Raw genomic sequence first — 20,519 nt, 5'->3', positions numbered from 1 at the left:
CGGGAGGAACCGTGCGAAGTTCCTCACATGCATCGCGGTCGGGCCGCCGTCTGGAGCCTCCGACCGGTAGCGTGATGGCTTCGCGCGCACCTGCGCTCGCACCGGTGCTCAATGAGGAGGCGTCGTCCGTGAGATCTCTTGTCGGCAAGGTCAGTGGTGTCGGAGTAGCAGTGCTCCTTCTCAGCGGCTGCGCGGGCGGGGCGGGAGCGGCAGATCCGGGCGCGACGGCGGGAGCCATTGAGGTTGCCGTGTCGGAGACCTGCGCTGCAGACTCCGCGTCGGAGTGCGTCGACGTGAATGGCGAGTACGTGGTGGTGCCCGATGCAGGTTTCTCGCGGGCTGGAGTCGAGTCCGTTGCGGCCGCCGGCGAGGAGGCGGGCAACGCTGTCGACGTCACGCTCACGAGCGAGGGTGCAGAACTCCTCGAGTCAGCCACGACCAACGCCGCGCAGGCTGGAGACGACGCTCGCTTGGTGATCAAAGTCGGGGGCGAGGTGCTTTCTGCGGTGGCCGTTGCCGAACCGCTTGAAGGCGAGCACTTCCTGCTGGCGCTACCTCCGGAGCTGAGCGCCGAGGAGTTCACCGAGCGCGTTGGGCGAGGCTGACCCGCATCCGGCATGTGCACGCGCAATCCTCAATGAGGGATCGTCCGTGAATCGGTCAGCCGCTGGGCTCGTCGGCGGGGTCGGGGAGGTAGGCGCTGATGTCGATCGGCTGCGTCGGCGGTAGGGCTGCTGTGGCGGGATCGATCGCGTGGGTCATGGTGATTCCTCTCAGCCGGGTCAGTTGGATGGGCAGGCGAACGAGCCGTTGCCGGTCGAGGTGCATCCCTGGTCATCGAGGGCGCCGTTGGGTGTGCCGCCGGCGGGGGCGGAATCGACGACCGAGGTCTCGACGGCGGTCCACGCGATTGCTGTGCCGATCGGGAACGTGCTGTCGCCGGGGTCCTCGACAAGCACCTCGCGTTCGCCGATGAGCAGCCCGGTGTCCGGGTCGATGATGAGGTCCTGGCGCAGACCGTTCGCACCCTCGAGACGTCCGATCGCGATGCCGGTGCGGCCGTTGAGGTTTGCTTGCTCCTCGGTCACGGTGACACCGGGGATCAACGCGGCTGCCTGGTACATCGCCGCTCGCAGGTCGGCTGGGATGGCGCCGATCCGAAGACGGTCAGCGATCCAGACCAGGGCCTCCCCGTCAGGCGAGGGGCCTTGCCCGATCGTGGTGCGGTAGATGTGGTTCAACAGCCGGTGCGGGTCCCGGGGCAGGTCGGCAAGCGACTCCGGGTCGTTCAGGTTCGGCGATCCGTAGAACTCGCCGCCGGGCGCGCGAAGGTGTTCGCCGTAGTCCTCACCACGCTCGGCGACCACGCCTTCCCACGAGGCGGCCGCGAACCGCTCGGATTCCGGCCCGAACGTCTGGTACGGGCGCGACAGCGGACGCAACCAAATCCACTCGTCATTCCGGTCGGCGGGAATGAACAGGTCCTCGTCCGTGATCGTGAGGTAGCTGGCGGCAGTGCCGTCCTCGTCGACGACCGTGGCGCCGTAGACGGCCGTGGTCTCCACCTTCAGATACTGGCCAGGCGCGACCACCGGGTCGGCGCTCCGAATGGCGGCGAGGGATGCCTCCTGTAGGACCGCGGCGGCTGCGGCGTCCGCGCCGCCTCGCCACCCGGCGAGGCCGACCACGTTCGTCATCACCAGCGTTGCCATCAGCCCGGCGGCCGCGACGGTGCCGATACCGGCGAACCCGGCGGAGCGCCATGGCCGGTGCCGGACCAGCCGGCGCGTCCGACCCGCGGCGCGGGCACGCGCGGTGCGAGCGCCCGGGTCGACCTCGAGTGCGATGCGATCGAACAGTGCCGCGCGGGCGTTGGTCAACGCCGCCTCGCTCGGCGGCGGCACGTCGCTACGCGCGTTGCGGAGCAGGGTCAACTCGTCCATGGTCCATCTCCGGTTCTTCATCTGCAGAACGTCCGGCCGCGGCTCGCAGGACGCGGCGGACCCGATTCAGGCGTGAGCGGACGGTGCCGACCGGCACCTCAAGCGCGGCAGCCACGCCCTCGTAGTCGAGGTCGCCCCAGGCGTACAGCAGCAGCGTGTCCCGGTCGCGCGCCGGCAAGGACCGCAGCGCGGCCGCAAGCTTCCGCGACATCCGCGCCGCGTCGACGCGATCGTTCGCGAGCTCGATCGCGTCCGGCACGATCTGTGCGGCCGTGCCGGCGACCATGCCCCGCCAGGCTCGCGCTTCCAACCTCGCGTGACGCTTCATCAGCAACGTCGCGATCCCCAACAGCCACGGCCGAGCACTCCCCAGCGACGGATCGAACCGCTCGCGCTGCTCGAACGCGACCAGGAACGTCTCCGACAGGATGTCGTCGGCTACCCCGACCCCGATTCGACGCGCGACGTACCGGTGCACCATGCCCGAGTGCCGGTCGAACAGCTCAGCGAACACGGCCGGCTCATCGACCGACCGCTCGAGAACCTCGTCATCGTCGCTCACATCAGGTCTTGTCGGATCAGCGCGATCGAGTTCACGATCCCACTCTGCATCTCAGCCCCAGCCTCAACCGACTGGCCCGCCGAACACAGCGATGCGCTGCCACCGGGCCCTCATCCCAGGCGAACCGATGGCGTTCGTTGAGGGATCGTGGGCGCGTCGAGTCGCTCTCCGGATTCGATACGTCGTTTCGCGCCCAAGAACCGCGTTCACCCGGCGAGGCCGGAGTCTGCCCACCAGGCGGGTGCGTGCGCGATCAGCAGCGCGACCGCACCCAAGACAGCGGCAACCGCGATGACGATCGCGCCGACGGCATGCCCTAAGCGCCGGTTCTGGTTCCGGCGTGCGTTGCGGAACGTGATGATTCCAAGGGCGGCCGACCAGACGCCGACGAGGACCGCGACCCCTGCCGTGGCGATCAGGGACGTCGAGCCGACGAGCGTCGACAACGCAGTAGGCAAGGCAACCGCGACGGCCCAACACACGACCGTTACCGCAAGGGCGATCATTGCCTGGACCAGCGCCGACACCGCGAGGCAGTTCGTCGGAGACGTCGGATCGAGGTCCCGGTAGCGCCTCACGTACGCCACAAGCTCGGAGTCCTCGCGTCTGGGTCGGAGCTCCGTGTAAGACCATTCGGTGCCGTTCCACCAGCGCTCAAGATCAGGCGCTTCCGGGTCCTCATACCAACCCGCCGCAATCGCACCAGGCTCGAGCCTCTCGCGATCGACCCCAGTCATGCCATGAACCGTACCTTCTCGTACGCCGAGGCTAGGCCGTGGCCCTCGTCTCAGTGAGGGATCGTCCGGGCGTCGCTGGCGGACCGTTTGCGAGCCGTCGGCTACTCGACTAGGTCGATGGGCCCCAGGAAGGCTGTGAACTGTCGTGGGCTCGCGAGTTGCGCCTTCGCTTGGTTGGAATTCATCTCGTCGGGGTCATCGACGATCACGCGTGCGAGATCGATCCGCTCGGGATTATTCACTAGCAGGTGCCACCGGACGACCGCGGACTTGTCGGTCGCCAACGTCGTCAGCGTCTCGGGTTGGAGCCGCCGTGAGGCTGCAGCCGACGATCGAACCGAGGCCACCGGATCGTGCGCGAGGCGTTCTACCTCGGCGTCCGGCAGCGCGTGGTTGTGGATGATCATCGCGCGCATCCGTGGATCCGGGTCCCGGGCAAGACGGCGTGCGAGCTCGGCGTCGGTCGTCACATTCGCCACTTGCAGCCGGACACTTCGGACCGGATCATCGACAAGCCGGCGGAGGTCTTCGGAATCGAGGTCACCGCGTGCGGCCGCCAGTTCGCGCGTGTGCGCATCTGACGCAGCGATCGCGATGGGCCGCGCGAGCGGGTTGGGGTTCGTCGCGACCGCCCAGCGCACCATGGGTTTTGAATCAGCGACCAGCATCTCTAGCGCATCGGCAGGGGTAGCCGGATTGCTCGCGACGGCCTCGCGTACCTTTGGAGAGGCGTCGGATGCGAGCTCCCGCAGGATCGACGCAGCGGTGTCCGGGTCGGCGGCCAACGCGGCTCTCTGGTTGATAGGGGGCACCTGGACAGCCTGCCTCACGACAGACGCAGGCCGCCAACGGGCTACTCCTCCGGCCGACCCGCTTTCGCACACGACGATCGTCTGGGCCACGATCCGTAGGCTCGAGTCATGGACCTGGCCATGCATTCGGTGACTGCGGACGACGGATGCACGGTCGCGTATCGAGTCGGGGCTGGTGAGGAGCCCGCCGTCGTGGTCCTGCACGGACTGGCCGGAAGCGGCGGAGAGTTCGTCGCCACGGCGAAAGCGCTCACCGGGCGGAAGGCCGTGCTCATCGATCAGCGTGGACACGGCTTGAGCACCCGGATCCCGCCCAGCGTGACGCGGGATGCGTTCGTCAGGGATGTCGCTGCCGTGATCCGAGCATCGACGTCGGAGCCGGTGCACCTGGTTGGCCACTCGATGGGCGCGCATACCGCGATGCTCGTCGCCGCGGCTCACCCGGAGTTGGTCCGCTCGCTCGTCCTCTTGGAAGGCGCCGAAGGGCATGGGACGGTTGCGGAGCGCGAAGCTCTCGGGGACTACTTCCGGTCTTGGCCGGTGCCGTTCCGCGACCGGGCTACGGCACAAGAGTTCCTCGGGGACGGACCGCTGCAGCGCGCCTGGATCGACGATCTGGAAGAGCGTGCCGATGGGTTGCATCCCCGGTTCGACCCCGACGTGATGGTAGCGATCCTCGCTGAAGTCGCCGTGCCTCGCTGGGATGAATGGGCAAGAGTCGAGGCGCCGACGCTCGTCGTCTACGCCGAGTCCGGCATGTTCACGGAGGCGCAGAAATCCCGGTTCGTGGAGCGCGGAAGGAACGTCACGCGGGTTGACCTCGATGCGGGATCGCACGACGCGCACCTGGATACGTTCGACGATTGGAGCGCTGTCCTCGTCGACTTCGTCAGTTCTCGCTGAGGGATCGGTGCGAGTCACCCTCGTCGTCGTCGCTCAGATCCCCATGACGAGGCGGATGCCCTCAGCGATCTTCGAGAGGACGTAGCTTGGAACGTGGCCGACGGGAAACGGTTCGAGAAACTCCCGGCTGACCGGTCCGACCTGGGACACGATCGCTACCGAGTCCTTGCCCAGCCCGGATGCGTCGACGGGCACGAGCACGTTGCCCGGGAATGCTTCGAGCGCGACGTTCGACGTCAGCGGTACCACCAGGACGGTGGCGATCTGCGTGGCGAGCAGCCAGTCTTCCTGCATGACGACGGCGGGTCGTCGCTTCGCCGGTTCCGATCCGCGTGGCGAGCCGAAGTCGACCCACACCACGTCGCCATGGGCGATCACCACTCGGTCGCCTCGAGCATGTTGCGCTCGGACTCAGGCAGGAAGGGGCTGTCTGCCGAGGGCTGCCCGACGCGTTCGATCACTGCGTCGGCCAGGGCGGTCAGCTCTGCTTCACCCTCGAGCTCCTCGACGAAACGACGGCCCGCGCGCCGGAAGAACTCCGAGCGGTTCATGCCGTGCCGGGCTGCGACACGCTCGAAGCGCTCGAAGTCGCCGTCGGGAATCGAGATCGCGGTCTTCATGTTCCGAGTATAACCAGTCATACCGCCAGTGTCACTGACGGATCGTCGCCGAGCGGTTCAGCCGGCTGTCACCACCGCGTCGCGCAACTCGCTTCCGGAGCGCACGAGGACGATCCCTTCGTCCTTGAGCTCGTTCGGCACCGACTTTCGCTGTTCGTCGCGGACGATACACAGCGGCGCACCGACTGGCATGATCACCCAGTCGCCGGCCACCGCAGCGTCGAAGATGACATCCCACGCACGGTCACCCTCGATGTGATTGAACATCAGCCCTTCCAGCGGCGCATCGGTTGCCCCATACACCGCAACCGAACCGTCGGCGGTCACGAGATTCTCTCCATCCGCGTCAAGGAGCGGCGCAAGCACCCGGCGCCCAACCGACGCACTGCGATCCGCAGGTTCATCCGAGAAGTCCTGCAGATAGACATCAAAGCTCATGGAGCCATGATGTCTCAGGCAGCGGTCGCGTTGAGGGATCGCCTATTCGGCGCGCCCGCGGCTGCGGCCGTGGCCGATGGCAAAGCCGGCCGTGCCGGCGACTCCGACGGCGCCGACCACCGCGATGACGGCGGCGATGATCGCAGGCGTCGTCAGGACGATGAACCGTCCGGTGCGAACCACGAGCCGGTGAGCGGCGCGTACGCGACGAACCCGAACGACACGGGCATGCGGCTGGTGATTGCGAAGAGCGCGATCCCGCCGGCGGCGAGAAGGGCCGAGACGATCAGCGCGGTCAGTAGGGCTGGACGCATCCGCTGCATGGCGCCACACTACCGAGCCCGCGCACGTCGCAATCGAGTCCGTCAAGGGATCGTCCGTGCGTCGCTGGCGGACCGGCTTTCGGGCGGCGCCGACCTGATCTGCGAGAGACTGCCCTCGTGACCGCCGAACTTCGCGCCGACGACCTCCATGTAGCTTTCGGCCCGGACGCCGTCGTTCTTCCTGACGGTTGGATCGAGGAATCAAGCGCGGAGGACTGGCCGGTCGTCCTCGCGGCGATCACAGGAGACAGAGCCACAGCGATCTGGGCGAGCGATCATGCCCCCGTCCTGGAAGAGGATTTGGGAGAGCGTACCGCGCTTAACGAAACCTTCTCAGTCGTCCTTTCGCCGGGGGTACAACTCGATTTATGCGCCGGCCCCGAAGTCCTGTTCGACATGGACCTCCACGCCATCTACGCTCTGCTGAAGCCAGATTCCTGGAACCTGGAGAAGAGCCGGTACAACTACAGCGGCTGGGCCTCGACCATCGCGTAACACTGGTGCAACTGATAGGGGCAGACGGAATGAAGCGAATCGGTTGGATCCTCATCGGCGTCGGCGGCCTCTGCGCGGCCGCGCTCGGGATTCTCGTGATCATTCGCGCGTACCAGCTCGATGAGGGACAGGTCGAGCCCGGAATTCCACCGTTAGAGGTAGCGGTCTTCTGGGTGATGGTCACCTTGATCTTGAGTGGCCTAACCATGCTCATTAACGCCGCTCTTCGATCAAGACGGGGCCACAGAGCGTAGCCAACCTCCCGCCACGGTGGCACCAATGTCGGCTCAATCGTACTGGTTCTGGGACCGCTGAAGCCGGCATCCATACGGTCGGGCCCGAGGTCTCACTGTTGACAATCCGAAACCTGATCTCGCGAGGCGGCACCACCCGCGCCGCGCCCCAAATTGGGAGACACGCCCTAGACGTCACCCGCAACGCCCCACCGACGGTCACTGCCCGCATAGCGATCGTCGGCGGGCCGGCTACCGGGCGCGTCGCCGGATGCAGAACGGCGCCGATCAGCGGCCGAGATTCCGTGGACTGCGGTGCTTCGGCCAGCGCGAACTACCTCTTGCTGTGATGGACTGACGCCATGCCGAGGAAGACCTTCGTCATGGTCATCGCTCTTACGGTGATCATCATCGCTGCGTTGATCGTCCTCTACAGCCTCGGGCTACTCGGGAACGCGGCAGTAGCCGCGCCGCTTGGTTAGGGCCTCCGTCACCACCGCGAGGCTTGCGGGCAGGTCGCGTCGAGTTCTGCGAACCGTTCGACTCCCACGGACTCGTCGAGGTCGAGGTATGGGCTCCAGGCGCCACCGCCGGCGGTGTACTCATCGAGCGGTGGCGGCGCAGGAAGGTCGAGCCCCTGGTCGATGAGGCATTCCCGCACCGCAAGCTGAGATTGGTAGACCGAATCCAACTCTTCCTCGCTGAGTGTTCGGGGTTCGGGCCCGACGCTCTCGTTGCACTCCCGGCTGTCCTCGGCGAACGCCGCGCCCATCTCGGCCGGCCCCTCGAACGACACGCCGTCATCGTGCACGGTCGGATCCCACCCCCGTGACTCAAGACACGCGACCACCATGGAGACGGCGTCGGCCTGCGAACTGATCAGGTTCGTCGCGATCGCGCCGCCGGCAGCGCCCACCCCGAGTAGGGCGATCGTGCCGGTGATGATCCCAGCCAACCCGATCCGGAATGTCCGGCGTCGTGGTGCGAGACGCGCGAACGTGCTGGCCTTGACCGCCGACACGATCTCGTCGAGCACCGCATCCGACGGCGCGATCGGCCGTTCACCCGTCTCCTGCTGTTCAGTACTCACCTTCCACCGCCCTTCTCAATCGAAGCCGGGACCGCTCCAGGCGCTTGCCGACCGCGGCCACGCTCTTCCCGACCAGCTGCGCCGCCTCCCGATACGAGCGCCCCTCGACCAGGCACAACTCGCAGATGCGCCGGTCGAGTTCGTTCAGCTTGTCCATCTCGGTGACCACCAGTTCCAGTCGGGCCCGCGCCAAGTTCTCGTCCTCATGCGACGCAAGCCGGCGCAGTAACCGCTCCTCCTCGAGAGAGTCGTGGGCGTGTCGACGGCGCCGCCGGAGCAGGTTGAGCGACTGGTTCCGACAGGTCACCAGAAGCCACGGCAGCAGCGACTCCCCGCGGAGTCCGATCCGGGCCGCTTTCTGCCAGCCGGCGAGGAAGGTGTCCTGTACGACCTCCTCAACGTCCTGCCGGGTGCCGACCAGCGCCCACGCATACCGGGTGACGGCGCGCACATGACGGTCGAACAGCACCTCGAACGCTCGACGGTCACCCTCGACCGTTCGCCGAAGCAGTTCCGACTCCGTCTCATCGGTCAGGCTCATCGGCACCTCCTCGACTAGGCAATGTCGACCGGCGCCCGATCATGACATATCCGAACAGAACCACTTGAGCCCAGTCGCAGGTCACGCCTCGCCGTTGCTTCGTTGAAGGACCGGGGGTGCACAGTCTGCGGATCCGACATGACTATGGCGGATAAGGTGACTCCCATGTTTGGCAACGAGCTGCTCATCACCGCTGGCGTCGTTCTGCTCGTTGCCGCGGCGGCTGTCGTCGGTCTCATCGCGCTCGTGGCGCGGCTCGTGCGGGGTCGCAAGCAACAGCCGTAGCGGTGCCGTGTCGGAGACCTGCGCTGCAGACTCCGCGTCGGAGTGCGTCGACGTGAATGGCGAGTACGTGGTGGTGCCCGATGCAGGTTTCTCGCGGGCTGGAGTCGAGTCCGTTGCGGCCGCCGGCGAGGAGGCGGGCAACGCTGTCGACGTCACGCTCACGAGCGAGGGTGCAGAACTCCTCGAGTCAGCCACGACCAACGCCGCGCAGGCTGGAGACGACGCTCGCTTGGTGATCAAAGTCGGGGGCGAGGTGCTTTCTGCGGTGGCCGTTGCCGAACCGCTTGAAGGCGAGCACTTCCTGCTGGCGCTACCTCCGGAGCTGAGCGCCGAGGAGTTCACCGAGCGCGTTGGGCGAGGCTGACCCGCATCCGGCATGTGCACGCGCAATCCTCAATGAGGGATCGTCCGTGGGCGGTGCTGGATCCGGCCAAGCTGTTCAACATTTGTTGAACACGCGATAGCATGAAGTCATGGGTACCACGATCGGATTCCGTCCCACGCAGGACGATGAGCGCATTCTCCGCGAGGCCGCGCAGCCTGGCGAGAGCACGTCCGACACGCTCCGCCGCGCGCTCCGGTTGCTGGATCACGAGCGTTGGCTGGAGCAGTTCCGCGCGGACGCTGACACGTTGAAGGACGAGAACCTCAACGCGGAGCCTGAGGCCTGGTGATCCGCGGCGCCGTCTACCGGATCGACCTGGGTCGCCCCCGCGGACACGAGCAGGGCGGAAGACGGCTCGGACTCGTCGTATCACCGTCAGACTCGCCATTGTCCGTTGTCACCGTCGTGCCCACCTCGACCTCGGCCGGAAGCTCTATCCACCGGCCCGAGCTGGAGATCGAGGGCCGCCCAACGAAGCTGCTCGTCGACCAGATCCGCTCGATCGACGTCGACTACGTCGTCGGAGACCCCGTCGATTACCTCACCCGAGACCAACTTGCCGAAGTCGACTCGGCACTCGCCCACTATCTCGGCGTCCAAGACGTGATGCCACCACGGGCGCCATAGAACGTCCGGAGAACGACCGTGTACCGGGCGGCCGAAGTACGGTTACGAACAGTCCTTGCGGGTGTCGACTGCCGCGCACCCGCAGAAACCGTCCACACTTCGGAACTGGATCTGATTGGGACCGGCTACCGGGCGGCGGGCGTCGAGATTCGACAGCGCGCACTACCTTCGGATCGTGGACACATGGAACGGCCTGCGGATCGAAGTCGCCGCGCTTCGCGAAACGGTCACTCGACTCCTAGATGATCTCGAAGCGACGCATGGCGAGGCGGTGACCCTGCCGGAGGACTTCTTCTACTCGGTGCCGTTCCCCGAGCTTTACGACGTGCTGGGCGCCGCACCGCAACTCACGGTCGGCCAGCTCACCGAGTCCTGGGAGAACCTCCAGCGGGACGATGCATCCGTCCAGTGGGAACTGGTGTGGCTTGGCGACGTCCTCAAGGCCATCGGGCATCTCGCATAAAGCGATCCCATCAGGACTGGCGCTTGCGGCTTCTGACCCACACGGCCACAGCCACGATCCCTGCCGCTGCGACTGCAGCGCCTCCGAGGACCAGGGTGTTCCACACAACGAAAGAGTCCACGCCCGACCGTCTCACGCGCGAAGCGCGAGCGCAACGATCGTCGCGACGGCCCGCTGAGGGATCCCGAGTGGCCGAGGCGGACTACTCCGGGCCGATGACCGCGCCGACTCCGCTTTCGATCACGAATTCGCCGATCTGGGTGGTGCCGTCGGCTTCGTAGACCGGGACGGTGAAGGTCTTGCCGGCGCGTTCCTCCTGCCACCTGATCGCGTCTTCCGGTGAAGTGAATTCACGCGCGGCGGCGGTGCCGTTGGCTTCCTCGAGTTCGGCGCGATACACGTAGCCTTCGCGTCCATTGGTTGCGACGACGGCGATCAGGTCGGGGGTGCCGTCGGGGTTCTCGGCGCCGTACGTCTGACCGGATTCGTTGGTGGCCCAGTCGGTGAGTTCTTCCTTCACGTAGGCGAGGGTGAGTTCCCACTCGGCGTCCGCGTCGGCGGTCAACGTGAACGTAGTACCGCGCAGCACGCTCATCGGGAACGACCCGAAGGCCCGGCCCTGTTCGGTGCCGGCGTCCGCGTCGGTGCAGCCGAGCGCAGCACCGCCGCCGCCGAGTTCGAAGGTGCCGGCGGTCAGGCACCGGATGTCGACCCACACGCCGGTCGCGGATTCTGGAGCCGGCCCGAGGTCGATCGTCCGGGTTCCGATTCCGGTGACCGTGACCTCCTCGGCGACGGTGGAGGTGACCGGGGCGCCGGGCTGGTTGAACAGGTCCGCGGCAGCGAACGTGGCGCCGCCGGCCAGCAGCACCCCGAGCGTGCCACCGGTGGTCCACCGCCAGTGGCGGGTCCGAGTGTCCGCCTGGGCGTGTTCGGCGCGGTGCACGAGTTCGGTGCGAAGAGCCTGCCGGAACTCCTCGGACATGACCGGTGGCATCATCCGACCTCCTCACCGATCGGCGTCCGCGAAGACGCAAGCGCGGGACGGAGCCTGGCCTTGACCCGGGACAGCCGGGTCCGGGCTGCGGATGCCGTGATTCCCACCGCAGCGGCGGCTTCGCTGGTGGAGTACCCCTCGACCGCGGTCAGCATCAGCAGCAGGTACTCCGTCCGTGGCAGCGACCGCAGTTGCGCCGCGAGATCCCCATCGACGGTCTCGACCAGGGGAAGGCCTGCGAACGCAGACGTCTCGGCGGACTGGCTGTGCTCGCCGCGGGGCAGCGAACCGAGCAGGGCCCGGTAGCGGCGGCGGGATCGGTCCAGGTTGCGGGCGCAGTTGGCCGCGGTGACCAGCAGCCACGGCAGCACCGAACCCTCGATCACCCGGACCGCAGCGCGCCGCCGCCAGAGCTCGAGGAACGCCGCCGCCGTCGCGTCCTCCGCATCATGCACATTCCGCAGCACCGCGAACACATGCCGGAACACCCGATCGGCATGCAGGTCGAACACCCTGCCCAGCGCCGAACCATCGCCACGAAGCGCGCGAGACCACAACACGGCCTCCGACACCTCACGCTCCATACCCTGAAGTGTCCGGCACTCGACAAGATGTTGCACACCGACGGTCACTGCCCCGGAGAAGCCCGACGGCGTTCATTGAGGAATCGTCCCCGAGCAGCGCGTCGGCGTCCACGCCGAGCGCTGGTGCGCGGCAGTCGGAGGTCGCTACGGTCGAGAACACGCCACCGAGGAGAGACACCATGGACCTGTTCGACATCGACGACACCCAACGGATGAGCCGCGAGGAGGCAGCCGCCAAGCTCCGTCTCCTCGCCGACGCCCTGGCGAAGAACAACTCGATCGAGTTCGATCGCGCGGGACGGCGGATCACCGTGCACGTCCCGGACCAGGTCGATCTCAAGGTGGAGGTGGAGATCGGCGACGAGGGCGAGAACGAGCTGGAGGTCGAGCTCACCTGGTGATGGGTAGGCCGCGCCGCCGACTGATTTGATCGAGGGCATGAGCGCCCGACGATTCCCGCACGTCCCGAAAGCCCGGCCCGGCGACCGCATCGCCGTCCTGTCCCCGGCGTTCGCGGCACCCGCCGCGTCCGAGCGCATCCACGAGCGGGCGCTGGAGCGGCTCGCGGCGACCACGGACCTCGTGCCCGTCGAGTTCCCGACGACCCGGCAGCTCGGCGCGAGCGCCGAGGCCCGCGCGGCCGATGTCACCGCGGCGTTCGCCGATCCGTCGATCCGCGCGGTCATCGCGACGATCGGCGGCGACGACCAGGTGACGGTGGTGCCGCATGTCGACGCCGACGCGCTCGCGGCGGACCCGAAGCCCTTCCTCGGGTACAGCGACAACACCAGCTTGCACAACCTGCTCTGGTCGGTGGGCGTGCCGAGCTTCTACGGTGGATCGACGCAGGTGCACCTCGGCCCCGGACCGCATGTGGACGAGGTGCACCGGGTGTCCCTCCGCGCGGCGCTCCTCGACGGCGGGGTGATCGAGCTGACCGAGCCCGGCGAATCGGAGGATTTCGGCGTCGATTGGACGGACCCGCGAGCCCTGGTCGAGTTCGGCGAGCGCGAGCCGACCGAGCCGTGGGCGTGGGCCGGTCCCGAGCGCGCCGTCGAGGGCCCGACCTGGGGCGGATGCCTCGAGGTCGTCGACCAGCTCGCCCTGGCCGGTCGGATGCCGCTGACGGAGGACCTCGCCGGCGCCGTCCTGCTGCTCGAGACGAGCGAGGAGCTCCCGTCGGCGGGCCAGGTCGCGCGGTGGGTCCGTGCCTTCGGCGAGCGCGGCGTGCTCGACGCGGTCGCCGGCGTGCTCGTCGCCCGGCCGCCGGCGAGCGCCATCGAGTCGGTCCGCGGGAGCGCGGAGGAGCGCGCCCGGCACCGTGCCGAGCAGCGCGACGCGGTGGTCGAGCAGGTCGGCCGGTACAACGCGTCCGCCGTGGTGTGCGTCGGCGTCCCGTTCGGCCACACCCGCCCGCAGTGGATCATCCCGCACGGCGGCACCATCCGGCTCGACGGTGCGGCGCGGACCGTCACCGCCGACTACTCCTGACCCCGCCGCGGGGTCAGTCCACGAGCGGGACGACCTCCAAGCGGCTCCCGGGACCGGCGAGCACGAGCGCCCGGCGTGCGGCCACGCCGTCGAACGCCGCGGCGACCGCGGCGGCATCCGGACCCTGCGTCGACGGGGCGGGCGCGCCCGCGAGCGGTTCGCGCCGCCACACCGTGACCGAGGCGCCCGTCGCCTCCTCGATGGCCCGGACGAGCTCGGCCGCGTCATCCGCCGCCACCAGCACCACCCGGCCGATGCGGCGAACGGGCGCCAGGCCGTGCTCCGCGATCAGCGCGCGATCGCGCCGCCAGACCGCGAAGTGGTACGCGAACACGAGCGCCGTCGCAAGGAGCAGGCCGAGCGGCGCGCGCACCCGATCGACGAGGCTTGCGGAGGTGGCGGAGTCGAGCACGAACTCGAACACCCGGAAGCCGACGACGAGCAGCGCGATGAGCGCGACGACCGCGCTGATGCCGAACACCGCGATCAGGTACACCCGGCGACCCTGGTATGCGATCTCCTCGGGCGCGAGGCGCCGGGTCGGGCGCCAGCTCCACCACCAGAGGGGCGCGCCCACGGCCAGCGCGGCGATTCCGCCGAGCAGGAGCGTCCGCGTGTCGTCCGCGACGAGTGGGCTGACCAGTGCTCCCAGCGTGGCGTTCACGATCACGCCGATGCCCGAGGCGGCCGCCGCGAGCCCGAGGCCCGACAGCACCAAGTCCGCCGCCCGGCGCGTGCCGTCGGAGCGCGTCGCAGCGATGCGAACGTGGTACCGCCAGACGAGCGCGCCGACGACCGCTGCGGCGAGCGCGGTGCCGAGCGGGTCGAGCAGCTCGCCGATGGATTCGCTGCGGTCGAAGACGAGGCGGAGGCCCACCCAGATCGCCGTGCCGGCGCCCGTGAGGCTCACGGCGGCGCCGCCGAGCACGCCCACGGCGACGAGTCCGACGGCGGCGAAGCCCGTGCGGTCTCCGCGGGTGCCGTCGCGGAACCAGTGCCACCACCAGATGAGCGCGCCGACGGCGGCGGTGATGATCGACTCGGCGACGCCCTGCCACCACGCGGCGCCCGCCAGCGGCGGCGCTGCCGCACCGAGGAGCGCCTCGTCGAAGAGCGCACCGAGCGCGCCGACCGACCCGGACACGAGCAGCACGAGGCCGTAGACCGAGGCGATGACGAAGGGCACGGTGCGCATCCGCACCGGTCCCTTCAACGGGTGGCGCGACATCCACCGATGCCACGCCCACACCGCCGCCCACACCACGCCCGTGGCGACTTCGGAGGGCAGCCATCGGCCCTCGACCGCCCCGGCCGCGGCGGCGAGCAGCGCCGCCGTCGCCACCACGAGCGACACGGTGTACATCGCGGCGACGTAGAGGCCCCAGGCGAGCGAGGTCCGCTCCGCCTCCTCCGCGAGGCGTCGCCACACCGCCCACCAGAGGATCGCGGCCAGCGGGCCGCCGATAAGCGAGAAGGCCAGCCACAGCGCGAGGTCGGACGGCCCCCCGCCGGCGATCGGGGTCCGCGTGTCGACGACCTGCTCGAGCAGGCCGGCGAGGCCGATCGCGGTGATCACGACGAGGACGAACAGGAGGCCGTAGACGATGAGCCGGCGGACGGTCCGCTGCGCCCCGGCGGGCGCGGGCGGTGCCGGCTGCACCGGTGGAGCGGGGGGAACGGGCCCCGGCGTCGATGCGCTCATCCCTTCGACACCCCCGGCTCGCAGATCGTGAGGGGCCATGGCGCCGTCTCGATGAGCCAGCCGTCGCCGTCGCGCACGAGGTCGAAGCCCCCCGCTCCTCGACGCCCGAGCCCCCGAACGGCCCGTCCTCGTACGACCACGAGATGAGCACCTCGACGTCCGCGGTGTCGTTCCGCTCGGTCGTCGACGCCAGCGTCACCCGCATGCCGTCCGTCGGCGGCCCCTCGATGCGCATGCAGTCCTCGGCGAGCTCGGGCACCAGGTGCCGGGTCGCCTCGGCTTCGTCGCCCTCGATGACCGCGGCCGAGTACGCCTGCACGACGCCCTCCGGCGTGGACCGGTCGAGCGGGGCCGGCTCGCCCCGGGAGAACACGACGATGAGCGCCACGATCACCAGCCCGGCGATCACGGCGAGGAGCACGAGGAGGGTGCGGTCCGGCCGCGCCGCGGGTTCGTCCATCTCTGCATCATGGCGGGCAACGTGCGGCGGATGGCGGACCAAGGTCACGAACGCCGGGCGCGTCGTCACCGGCGAACGGCCGGGGGCATGACGAAGGGGCGCATTCCGGTGATCTCCCACCGGGCTGCGCCCCCTCGGGGTCGTCTTCTCGCGGGCGCGGGCTCCCTCACTGGACCTGCGATGCCTTGAACTCGCGCACCGATTCGGGCGTGACGGACTCCGCGGTCGGCGTGGTCGATTCGGACTCCGCCTGCTTGACCTCGCGGATCCGATCCTGGAGGCTCGTCACCGGAGCCGACTCGGTCTGCTTGGCCTGGCGGATGCCCTCGTTCACGCTGAAGTCCACCGGTCCGCGCTGGACGGTCTGCCCGAGCGATTCGGCGGCCTTCACCTCGCGGATGCGCTCGTACGCCGCGCGGGCCTGCGCGGCCTGCGCGGCACTGAGCCGGAGCTCGACGCTCGCGGCGCGTTCCGCGGCGGCATCGCCGCGAGCACTGTCGGCGAACTGACCGCCCGCGCCCGCGCAGCCGGTCAGCAACAGCAGCAGGGCTGCGGTACCGCCGATGAGGGTGGATCGTGTGGTGTCCATGGTTCCTTCTCCTTCATGACCCGACGCTCTGGTGCGGGGATGATCAGAGGTTAGGAATCCTCAGCTCCACCGGGATCAGTGCCGACCCGCCGATGTGCCGGCCGCCTGCCTGAGTGGGCGCACCGAGGCGACCGAGGGCGGACACCACGCGGCATCCGGACCTGCACCCACGCCGGTCAGCGAGGGCCGTGGCTCACGAGGCCGGATCCGGGCAGCGAGCCGCCGAACTGGTCGGCCACCGTCGCGAGCGTGAGACCGCGCGCGCGGAGGCCGGCGATGACGTCAGGGACGGCCGCGACGGTCTGCTCGTGGGTGTCGTGCATCAGCACGACGCTGCCTCGTCGGCTCTCGCCCACCGCGCGGGCGACGACCTCGTCGGAGCCGGGATCGCGCCAGTCGTCGGTGTCGACGTCCCACACGACGAACGGCAGGTCCACGAGCTCGCGCACGCGCTCGTCCGAGGCGCCGTACGGCGGGCGGATGCTGCGGGCCGTCACACCGGTCGCGGCGCGGATGGCATCCTGGGTGCGCTCGACCTCGCGGAGCAGCTCCTCGTCGTCCTCGATCTTCGTCAGGTCGGGGTGCGCCCAGGTGTGGTTGGCGATCTCGTGCCCGCCGTCGACGATGCGCGCCGCGGTGTCGGGGTCGCGCTGCACGGACGACCCCTGCACGAAGAACGTCGCGGGCGCTCGGGCCTCGTCGAGCAGGTCGAGCAGGCCGGGCGTGAGCGGGGTCGGACCGTCGTCGAAGGTGATCGAGGCGCAGGCGAGGAACACGCAGTCCACTGGATCGTCGCCGACGGGGGCCGGCGGGGCGACGAAGGGCTCGTCGGCGCTCGCGGCCGCGGACGCGGCGCGGCCCGCCTCGGAGAGGAAGGGGTGCAGGAGGTGCGCGGGCACGAGCACCGCGACGGGCGCGACCGCCCCGGCGACCGGCACGCTCACGACGACACCGGACGCGGTCACCGCCGAGTCGGCGAGCAGCGCCCGCGCCGCAGCGTCATCGAGTCCCGCGAACGGGTCCGACGCGCCGATGCGTCCCGTCGAGCGGAGGCCCTCGGCCACGAGGGCCAGCACGCGCGGCTCGCGCCCGGGCTCGTAGAGCGCCGTCCCCTCGTGCAGGGCGCCGGTCGCGGCATCCGCGTACCAGACCTCGCGGGTCGCGGACGCCGCGGCGCCCGCCTCCCGGCGGATGATCGTGAGGCGCTCGCCGAGCAGCGAGCCCGCGGCGGTGACGATGCGGCAGTCGACCGAGAGCGTCGACCCCGCCCTCGAGCCCAGCGTGGCGCCGCGACAGGGGCCGAGGTCCGCGCCCGGCAGCACGTCGGGCGCCGGGATCCAGTCCGCGCCGTGCGCGGCGGCGAAGTCGCGCGCCTCCCGCTCGACGCGGTCGTCGAGCAGGTCGCCGAGTGCGGTGCGGCCGGGCGGCGTCGCCCAGCGGACCGCGATGGCGAGTTCGTTTCCGGCCGTCGCCGTGAACCGCGAGACCAGGCCGGGCGCATCGGACTCGGACAACCGCGGCGGGCCCGGCACCACGCGAGGGAGGTCGGGTTCCGCCGGGGCCGCCGGCGGCCCGGTCGAGGCGGGCGCGGGGGCCGGCGTCGCGGTCCCCCCGGGGGCCTCGGGCGGGAGGATGCTGCACGAGGCGAGGGCGGCGGCGAGCGCGGTGGCGGCCACCGCCGGCGCGACCCCCCGCGCCGGCCGCGTCGTCCTGTCGACGCGAGCCGCCCGCATTCCACCACGCTAACCCCGCGCGGCGGTTCCGGCCGCGTGCCGCGGTCGTGTCCCCGGCCGGTCCGCCACCGCGGGTCTGCCGATCCGTCCCGCCTTACGCCGGGTCGCAGCTTGCGAGCGCAGAATCTTGCGCGCACGCAACAATCCCGCGTCCGCCCGCAATCAATCGCGAAGAGCCTGCACGTAGCCTTGGACGAGCGAGGCGATTCCGCCCGCCCCACGATGCGCCGCGAGGCCCGATCCCCTGAGAACGGAGGTTCCGATGTCACAGAACACCCTGTCTGCAATCGTTGGCGAGCCCGAGGTTCTCGAGGACGAGGCGGGCATCGAGATCACCCCCGAGCTCATCGCCCTCGCCGCTGACGTGGAGTCCGACCCGGCCTGGCTCCGGCTGAAGGAGTCCGCGACGCGTCTCCAGTCCCTGCAGGTGAAGGACGGCTCGGTCCCCGAGGAGTCCGACCGGCCCGAGGCATCCGCGCTCGTCGACGCGATCGTCGAGTCGGTCGCCGCGCTCGCGCCGCGGTTCCCCCACGAGGCGGCCTATCTGGAGGCGCTGCAGGCCGACTTCCGTCGGTGGCAGTCCGAGGGTCTCGGCGTGCCCGACTTCCTCGACTCGCTCGTCGAGTTCCAGCCGCAGCTGCACCGCGTCGACGGCATCCGCCACCTCGTGGTGTTCCCCATGTACACGCAGAACGGTTCGTCGGACCGGCACGTCGAGGCGCTCGTCGTCGAGACGATCTGGCCCGAGTTCATCGCGCACCTCGAGGCCGGCGACTACGGCAACAAGCTCTTCGTGAGCCTGCGCCTCGTCGACTTCACGCCCGGCTACGACACGAACTCGGCGGTGCTCTTCCCCGAGACGGTCGCCATGCGCGAGATCCCGCCGTTCACGTGGGGCGCGATCTTCCAGGACCGCGAGGCGGCCCGGTACCGGCGCGTCGTGCGCGCGGCGTCCGAGATCACCAAGCTCGAGCTGCCGGATGACGCGGCGTCGCTGCTCGACGACCAGGAGCTCGCCGAGCGCACGTTCGTGATGTGGGACATCATCCACGACCGCACGCACATGCGCGGCGACCTGCCGTTCGACCCGTTCATGATCAAGCAGCGGATGCCGTTCTTCCTCTACTCGCTCGAGGAGCTGCGGTGCGACCTCACCGCGTTCCGCGAGTCGGTGAAGATCGAGCGCGGCCTGCGCAAGCGCGTCGACGACGGCGAGACCCTCGACGCGGTCGACGCGCAGATGCTCGAGCACGCCAAGCTCGTGCAGTACGCGGTGATCTTCGACCGGATCTTCCGGTTCGCGATCACCGGGTCGCGCGTCCGCAACTACGACGGCGTGGGCGGCCAGCTGCTGTTCGCGTGGCTGCACCAGAAGCACGTGCTCGAGTGGACCGACGTGTCGCTCAGCTTCGACTGGGACGCGGTGCCCGACGCGGTCGTCGAGCTCGGCGACGCGATCGACGAGCTCTACTGGAAGTCGATCGACCGGCCGAAGACCGCGCACTGGCTCGCCGCGTACGAGCTGGTCCGGTCGGTGCTCGCGCCCAACCCGGCGTCGGTCTGGGCCGAGGGCCTGCCCCGCGAGGTGCTCGCCGGGCCGCCCAAGGGCTACACCGACCTCGTGATGGACGACGAGTTCCCGCTGTCGATGTTCTACGAGGCGCTCGACAAGAAGATGAAGCCCGTCATCGAGTCGACGGTCGGGATCACGGCCGCCGACGCCTGACGGCTCTCGAGACGACCGCACGTGCCCGACTCGGCCACCGGTGCCACCGCCGGTGGCCGAGTCGCGCGTGCAGCATGCGCACCGAGACGGCATGAGAGGATTCCCTACCGTGACTGAGCTGGAAGACAAGGTCGTGGTGATCGCCGGCGCCACGAGCGCCGCCGGACGCGCCGTGGCGCGCGCCCTCGTCGACGTGGGAGCCCGGGTCGTCGCCGTCGGCAGCCACCAGGGCCGGCTCGACGAGCTCGAGGTCGAGATCCCGGGAGTGATCGGCGAGCGCGCCGACCTGACCGACGGCGACGACGTGCTCGAGGCCGCGATGCGCGTGCACGCCAAGGTCGGCGACGTCGACGGCGTCGTCCACCTGGTGGGCGGATGGCGCGGCGGGGGCGGCATCGCCGGCCAGACGGAGGAGGACTACCGGGTCCTCGAGCGCTCCTTCACGGCGCTCCGCTACGTGAGCCGGGTGTTCTTCGACGATCTCGTGCACTCCGACGCCGGCCGCATCGCGATCGTCTCATCGACGACGGTCGAGCGGCCCACCGCAGGCGGTGCCAACTACACCGCCATCAAGGCCGCGAGCGAGTCCTGGATGCGCTCGCTCGCCGACGGGTTCCGCAAGGCCGAGTCGCCCGCCGCCGCGGTCACGTTCCGGGTGAAGTCGCTCTCGGGCCTCGAGGGCCGTCTCGCCGACGAGATCGTGGCGCTGTGGTCGACGGATGCCGCGGCATCCGACCTGAACGGGCGCGTCACCACGCTCGCCGCCTGAGCACCGCCGGC

27 protein-coding genes are annotated in these 20,519 nt (G+C 69.6%); 13 read left to right on the top strand and 14 right to left on the bottom strand.

Features of this window, described 5'->3' with window-relative positions; translation table 11 throughout:
• Nucleotides 1–104: 104 nt before the first annotated feature.
• Nucleotides 105–605 (top strand): hypothetical protein, encoded by a 501-nt coding sequence (locus WBQ80_RS08140; protein WP_337282517.1) that lies wholly within the window; start codon nt 105–107, stop codon nt 603–605.
• Between the two features lie 177 nt (nt 606–782).
• Here the strand turns inward: WBQ80_RS08140 and WBQ80_RS08135 are convergent, their stop codons facing one another.
• The 4 genes from WBQ80_RS08135 to WBQ80_RS08120 form a co-directional block, all read right to left on the bottom strand.
• On the bottom strand, nt 783–1,943 hold the full coding sequence (locus tag WBQ80_RS08135; RefSeq protein ID WP_337282516.1) for a CU044_5270 family protein: 1,161 nt from the start codon (nt 1,941–1,943) through the stop codon (nt 783–785).
• A complete protein-coding gene (locus WBQ80_RS08130) occupies nt 1,909–2,505 on the bottom strand; it encodes an RNA polymerase sigma factor (RefSeq protein WP_337282515.1) in 597 nt (198 codons plus the stop codon). The genes WBQ80_RS08135 and WBQ80_RS08130 overlap by 35 nt, the downstream gene beginning before the upstream one ends.
• Nucleotides 2,506–2,711: 206 nt before the next feature.
• On the bottom strand, nt 2,712–3,242 hold the full coding sequence (locus tag WBQ80_RS08125; protein WP_336571406.1) for a DUF2510 domain-containing protein: 531 nt from the start codon (nt 3,240–3,242) through the stop codon (nt 2,712–2,714).
• Nucleotides 3,243–3,343: 101 nt separating this feature from the next.
• Nucleotides 3,344–4,144, bottom strand: a complete 801-nt coding sequence (locus WBQ80_RS08120) for a hypothetical protein (protein ID WP_337282514.1) — start codon at nt 4,142–4,144, stop codon at nt 3,344–3,346.
• An 18-nt stretch (nt 4,145–4,162) separates the two neighbouring features.
• On the opposite strand from WBQ80_RS08120, the gene WBQ80_RS08115 reads away from it, so the two are divergent.
• Entirely contained in the window at nt 4,163–4,957 is a 795-nt protein-coding gene (locus WBQ80_RS08115; protein ID WP_336571408.1) for an alpha/beta fold hydrolase, read from the top strand.
• 33 nt (nt 4,958–4,990) lie between these two features.
• Here WBQ80_RS08115 and WBQ80_RS08110 read toward each other — a convergent pair whose 3' ends face one another.
• From WBQ80_RS08110 to WBQ80_RS08100, 3 genes are read right to left on the bottom strand one after another with little or no spacing between them, the layout of a single operon-like run.
• Complete coding sequence (locus WBQ80_RS08110; protein WP_336571409.1) at nt 4,991–5,338, bottom strand: type II toxin-antitoxin system PemK/MazF family toxin; 348 nt, start codon at nt 5,336–5,338, stop codon at nt 4,991–4,993.
• Nucleotides 5,332–5,577 carry a CopG family ribbon-helix-helix protein gene (locus WBQ80_RS08105; RefSeq protein ID WP_336571410.1) on the bottom strand — a complete coding sequence of 82 codons (246 nt, stop codon included), beginning with the start codon at nt 5,575–5,577 and terminating at the stop codon, nt 5,332–5,334. The genes WBQ80_RS08110 and WBQ80_RS08105 overlap by 7 nt, the downstream gene beginning before the upstream one ends.
• A gap of 57 nt (nt 5,578–5,634) precedes the next feature.
• Entirely contained in the window at nt 5,635–6,015 is a 381-nt protein-coding gene (locus WBQ80_RS08100) for a hypothetical protein (protein WP_336571411.1), read from the bottom strand.
• Nucleotides 6,016–6,084: 69 nt separating this feature from the next.
• Here WBQ80_RS08100 and WBQ80_RS08095 point away from each other — a divergent pair, with 69 nt between their 5' ends.
• Both WBQ80_RS08095 and WBQ80_RS08090 read left to right on the top strand, forming a co-directional pair.
• Entirely contained in the window at nt 6,085–6,459 is a 375-nt protein-coding gene (locus tag WBQ80_RS08095) for a hypothetical protein (protein WP_336571412.1), read from the top strand.
• Complete coding sequence (locus WBQ80_RS08090) at nt 6,456–6,833, top strand: hypothetical protein (RefSeq protein ID WP_336571413.1); 378 nt, start codon at nt 6,456–6,458, stop codon at nt 6,831–6,833. Before WBQ80_RS08095 ends, WBQ80_RS08090 begins: the two co-directional genes overlap by 4 nt.
• A 723-nt stretch (nt 6,834–7,556) precedes the next feature.
• On the opposite strand, the gene WBQ80_RS08085 is transcribed toward WBQ80_RS08090, so the two are convergent.
• Both WBQ80_RS08085 and WBQ80_RS08080 read right to left on the bottom strand, forming a co-directional pair.
• Nucleotides 7,557–8,156: a hypothetical protein gene (locus tag WBQ80_RS08085; RefSeq protein WP_336571414.1), complete on the bottom strand. Its 600-nt coding sequence runs from the start codon at nt 8,154–8,156 to the stop codon at nt 7,557–7,559.
• Nucleotides 8,146–8,697 (bottom strand): RNA polymerase sigma factor, encoded by a 552-nt coding sequence (locus WBQ80_RS08080; protein WP_336571415.1) that lies wholly within the window; start codon nt 8,695–8,697, stop codon nt 8,146–8,148. Before WBQ80_RS08080 ends, WBQ80_RS08085 begins: the two co-directional genes overlap by 11 nt.
• Before the next feature lie 292 nt (nt 8,698–8,989).
• Here WBQ80_RS08080 and WBQ80_RS08075 point away from each other — a divergent pair, with 292 nt between their 5' ends.
• From WBQ80_RS08075 to WBQ80_RS08060, 4 genes are all read left to right on the top strand, one after another.
• On the top strand, nt 8,990–9,346 hold the full coding sequence (locus WBQ80_RS08075) for a hypothetical protein (protein WP_336571416.1): 357 nt from the start codon (nt 8,990–8,992) through the stop codon (nt 9,344–9,346).
• A 109-nt stretch (nt 9,347–9,455) separates the two neighbouring features.
• The gene (locus WBQ80_RS08070; RefSeq protein ID WP_336571417.1) at nt 9,456–9,656 is read left to right on the top strand and encodes a hypothetical protein; all 201 of its coding nucleotides are present in this window, start codon (nt 9,456–9,458) and stop codon (nt 9,654–9,656) included.
• On the top strand, nt 9,653–9,994 hold the full coding sequence (locus tag WBQ80_RS08065; protein ID WP_336571418.1) for a type II toxin-antitoxin system PemK/MazF family toxin: 342 nt from the start codon (nt 9,653–9,655) through the stop codon (nt 9,992–9,994). Before WBQ80_RS08070 ends, WBQ80_RS08065 begins: the two co-directional genes overlap by 4 nt.
• Nucleotides 9,995–10,169: 175 nt before the next feature.
• Nucleotides 10,170–10,457, top strand: a complete 288-nt coding sequence (locus WBQ80_RS08060; protein WP_336571419.1) for a hypothetical protein — start codon at nt 10,170–10,172, stop codon at nt 10,455–10,457.
• A gap of 202 nt (nt 10,458–10,659) precedes the next feature.
• Here the strand turns inward: WBQ80_RS08060 and WBQ80_RS08055 are convergent, their stop codons facing one another.
• Nucleotides 10,660–11,442: a peptidase M56 family protein gene (locus WBQ80_RS08055; protein WP_336571420.1), complete on the bottom strand. Its 783-nt coding sequence runs from the start codon at nt 11,440–11,442 to the stop codon at nt 10,660–10,662.
• An 11-nt stretch (nt 11,443–11,453) separates the two neighbouring features.
• Nucleotides 11,454–12,038: an RNA polymerase sigma factor gene (locus WBQ80_RS08050; protein ID WP_336571421.1), complete on the bottom strand. Its 585-nt coding sequence runs from the start codon at nt 12,036–12,038 to the stop codon at nt 11,454–11,456.
• A gap of 179 nt (nt 12,039–12,217) precedes the next feature.
• Between WBQ80_RS08050 and WBQ80_RS08045 the strand changes: the two genes are divergently transcribed.
• Nucleotides 12,218–12,439, top strand: a complete 222-nt coding sequence (locus WBQ80_RS08045; protein WP_336571422.1) for an amphi-Trp domain-containing protein — start codon at nt 12,218–12,220, stop codon at nt 12,437–12,439.
• Nucleotides 12,440–12,476: 37 nt separating this feature from the next.
• Entirely contained in the window at nt 12,477–13,529 is a 1,053-nt protein-coding gene (locus WBQ80_RS08040) for a S66 family peptidase (protein ID WP_336571423.1), read from the top strand.
• Between the two features lie 13 nt (nt 13,530–13,542).
• On the opposite strand, the gene WBQ80_RS08035 is transcribed toward WBQ80_RS08040, so the two are convergent.
• Nucleotides 13,543–15,189: a DUF5671 domain-containing protein gene (locus tag WBQ80_RS08035; protein WP_336571424.1), complete on the bottom strand. Its 1,647-nt coding sequence runs from the start codon at nt 15,187–15,189 to the stop codon at nt 13,543–13,545.
• A 185-nt stretch (nt 15,190–15,374) separates the two neighbouring features.
• Between WBQ80_RS08035 and WBQ80_RS08030 the strand changes: the two genes are divergently transcribed.
• Nucleotides 15,375–15,782, top strand: a complete 408-nt coding sequence (locus WBQ80_RS08030) for a hypothetical protein (protein ID WP_337282513.1) — start codon at nt 15,375–15,377, stop codon at nt 15,780–15,782.
• Between the two features lie 75 nt (nt 15,783–15,857).
• Here the strand turns inward: WBQ80_RS08030 and WBQ80_RS08025 are convergent, their stop codons facing one another.
• A complete protein-coding gene (locus tag WBQ80_RS08025; RefSeq protein WP_336571425.1) occupies nt 15,858–16,280 on the bottom strand; it encodes a hypothetical protein in 423 nt (140 codons plus the stop codon).
• A gap of 176 nt (nt 16,281–16,456) precedes the next feature.
• On the bottom strand, nt 16,457–17,812 hold the full coding sequence (locus tag WBQ80_RS08020; RefSeq protein WP_337282512.1) for a polysaccharide deacetylase family protein: 1,356 nt from the start codon (nt 17,810–17,812) through the stop codon (nt 16,457–16,459).
• A gap of 463 nt (nt 17,813–18,275) precedes the next feature.
• On the opposite strand from WBQ80_RS08020, the gene WBQ80_RS08015 reads away from it, so the two are divergent.
• Entirely contained in the window at nt 18,276–19,739 is a 1,464-nt protein-coding gene (locus tag WBQ80_RS08015) for a DUF6421 family protein (protein ID WP_336571427.1), read from the top strand.
• A gap of 109 nt (nt 19,740–19,848) precedes the next feature.
• The gene (locus WBQ80_RS08010) at nt 19,849–20,508 is read left to right on the top strand and encodes an SDR family NAD(P)-dependent oxidoreductase (protein ID WP_336571428.1); all 660 of its coding nucleotides are present in this window, start codon (nt 19,849–19,851) and stop codon (nt 20,506–20,508) included.
• Nucleotides 20,509–20,519 lie beyond the last annotated feature (11 nt).

It is taken from the genome of Agromyces sp. CCNWLW213 (assembly GCF_037199545.1).
Lineage (GTDB): Bacteria > Actinomycetota > Actinomycetes > Actinomycetales > Microbacteriaceae > Agromyces.
The sequence above is the reverse complement of the archived record's forward strand: the minus strand, read 5'-3'. Positions and strand labels throughout refer to the sequence as shown.

Coding starts and splice junctions, on each gene's coding strand:
- WBQ80_RS08135 (WP_337282516.1), bottom strand. CDS start 1,943: ATGGACGAGTTGACCCTGCTCCGCAACGCGCGTAGCGACGTGCCGCCG.
- WBQ80_RS08125 (WP_336571406.1), bottom strand. CDS start 3,242: ATGACTGGGGTCGATCGCGAGAGGCTCGAGCCTGGTGCGATTGCGGCG.
- WBQ80_RS08115 (WP_336571408.1), top strand. CDS start 4,163: ATGGACCTGGCCATGCATTCGGTGACTGCGGACGACGGATGCACGGTC.
- WBQ80_RS08105 (WP_336571410.1), bottom strand. CDS start 5,577: ATGAAGACCGCGATCTCGATTCCCGACGGCGACTTCGAGCGCTTCGAG.
- WBQ80_RS08100 (WP_336571411.1), bottom strand. CDS start 6,015: ATGAGCTTTGATGTCTATCTGCAGGACTTCTCGGATGAACCTGCGGAT.
- WBQ80_RS08080 (WP_336571415.1), bottom strand. CDS start 8,697: ATGAGCCTGACCGATGAGACGGAGTCGGAACTGCTTCGGCGAACGGTC.
- WBQ80_RS08070 (WP_336571417.1), top strand. CDS start 9,456: ATGGGTACCACGATCGGATTCCGTCCCACGCAGGACGATGAGCGCATT.
- WBQ80_RS08055 (WP_336571420.1), bottom strand. CDS start 11,442: ATGTCCGAGGAGTTCCGGCAGGCTCTTCGCACCGAACTCGTGCACCGC.
- WBQ80_RS08050 (WP_336571421.1), bottom strand. CDS start 12,038: ATGGAGCGTGAGGTGTCGGAGGCCGTGTTGTGGTCTCGCGCGCTTCGT.
- WBQ80_RS08045 (WP_336571422.1), top strand. CDS start 12,218: ATGGACCTGTTCGACATCGACGACACCCAACGGATGAGCCGCGAGGAG.
- WBQ80_RS08040 (WP_336571423.1), top strand. CDS start 12,477: ATGAGCGCCCGACGATTCCCGCACGTCCCGAAAGCCCGGCCCGGCGAC.
- WBQ80_RS08030 (WP_337282513.1), top strand. CDS start 15,375: ATGAGCACCTCGACGTCCGCGGTGTCGTTCCGCTCGGTCGTCGACGCC.
- WBQ80_RS08025 (WP_336571425.1), bottom strand. CDS start 16,280: ATGGACACCACACGATCCACCCTCATCGGCGGTACCGCAGCCCTGCTG.
- WBQ80_RS08015 (WP_336571427.1), top strand. CDS start 18,276: ATGTCACAGAACACCCTGTCTGCAATCGTTGGCGAGCCCGAGGTTCTC.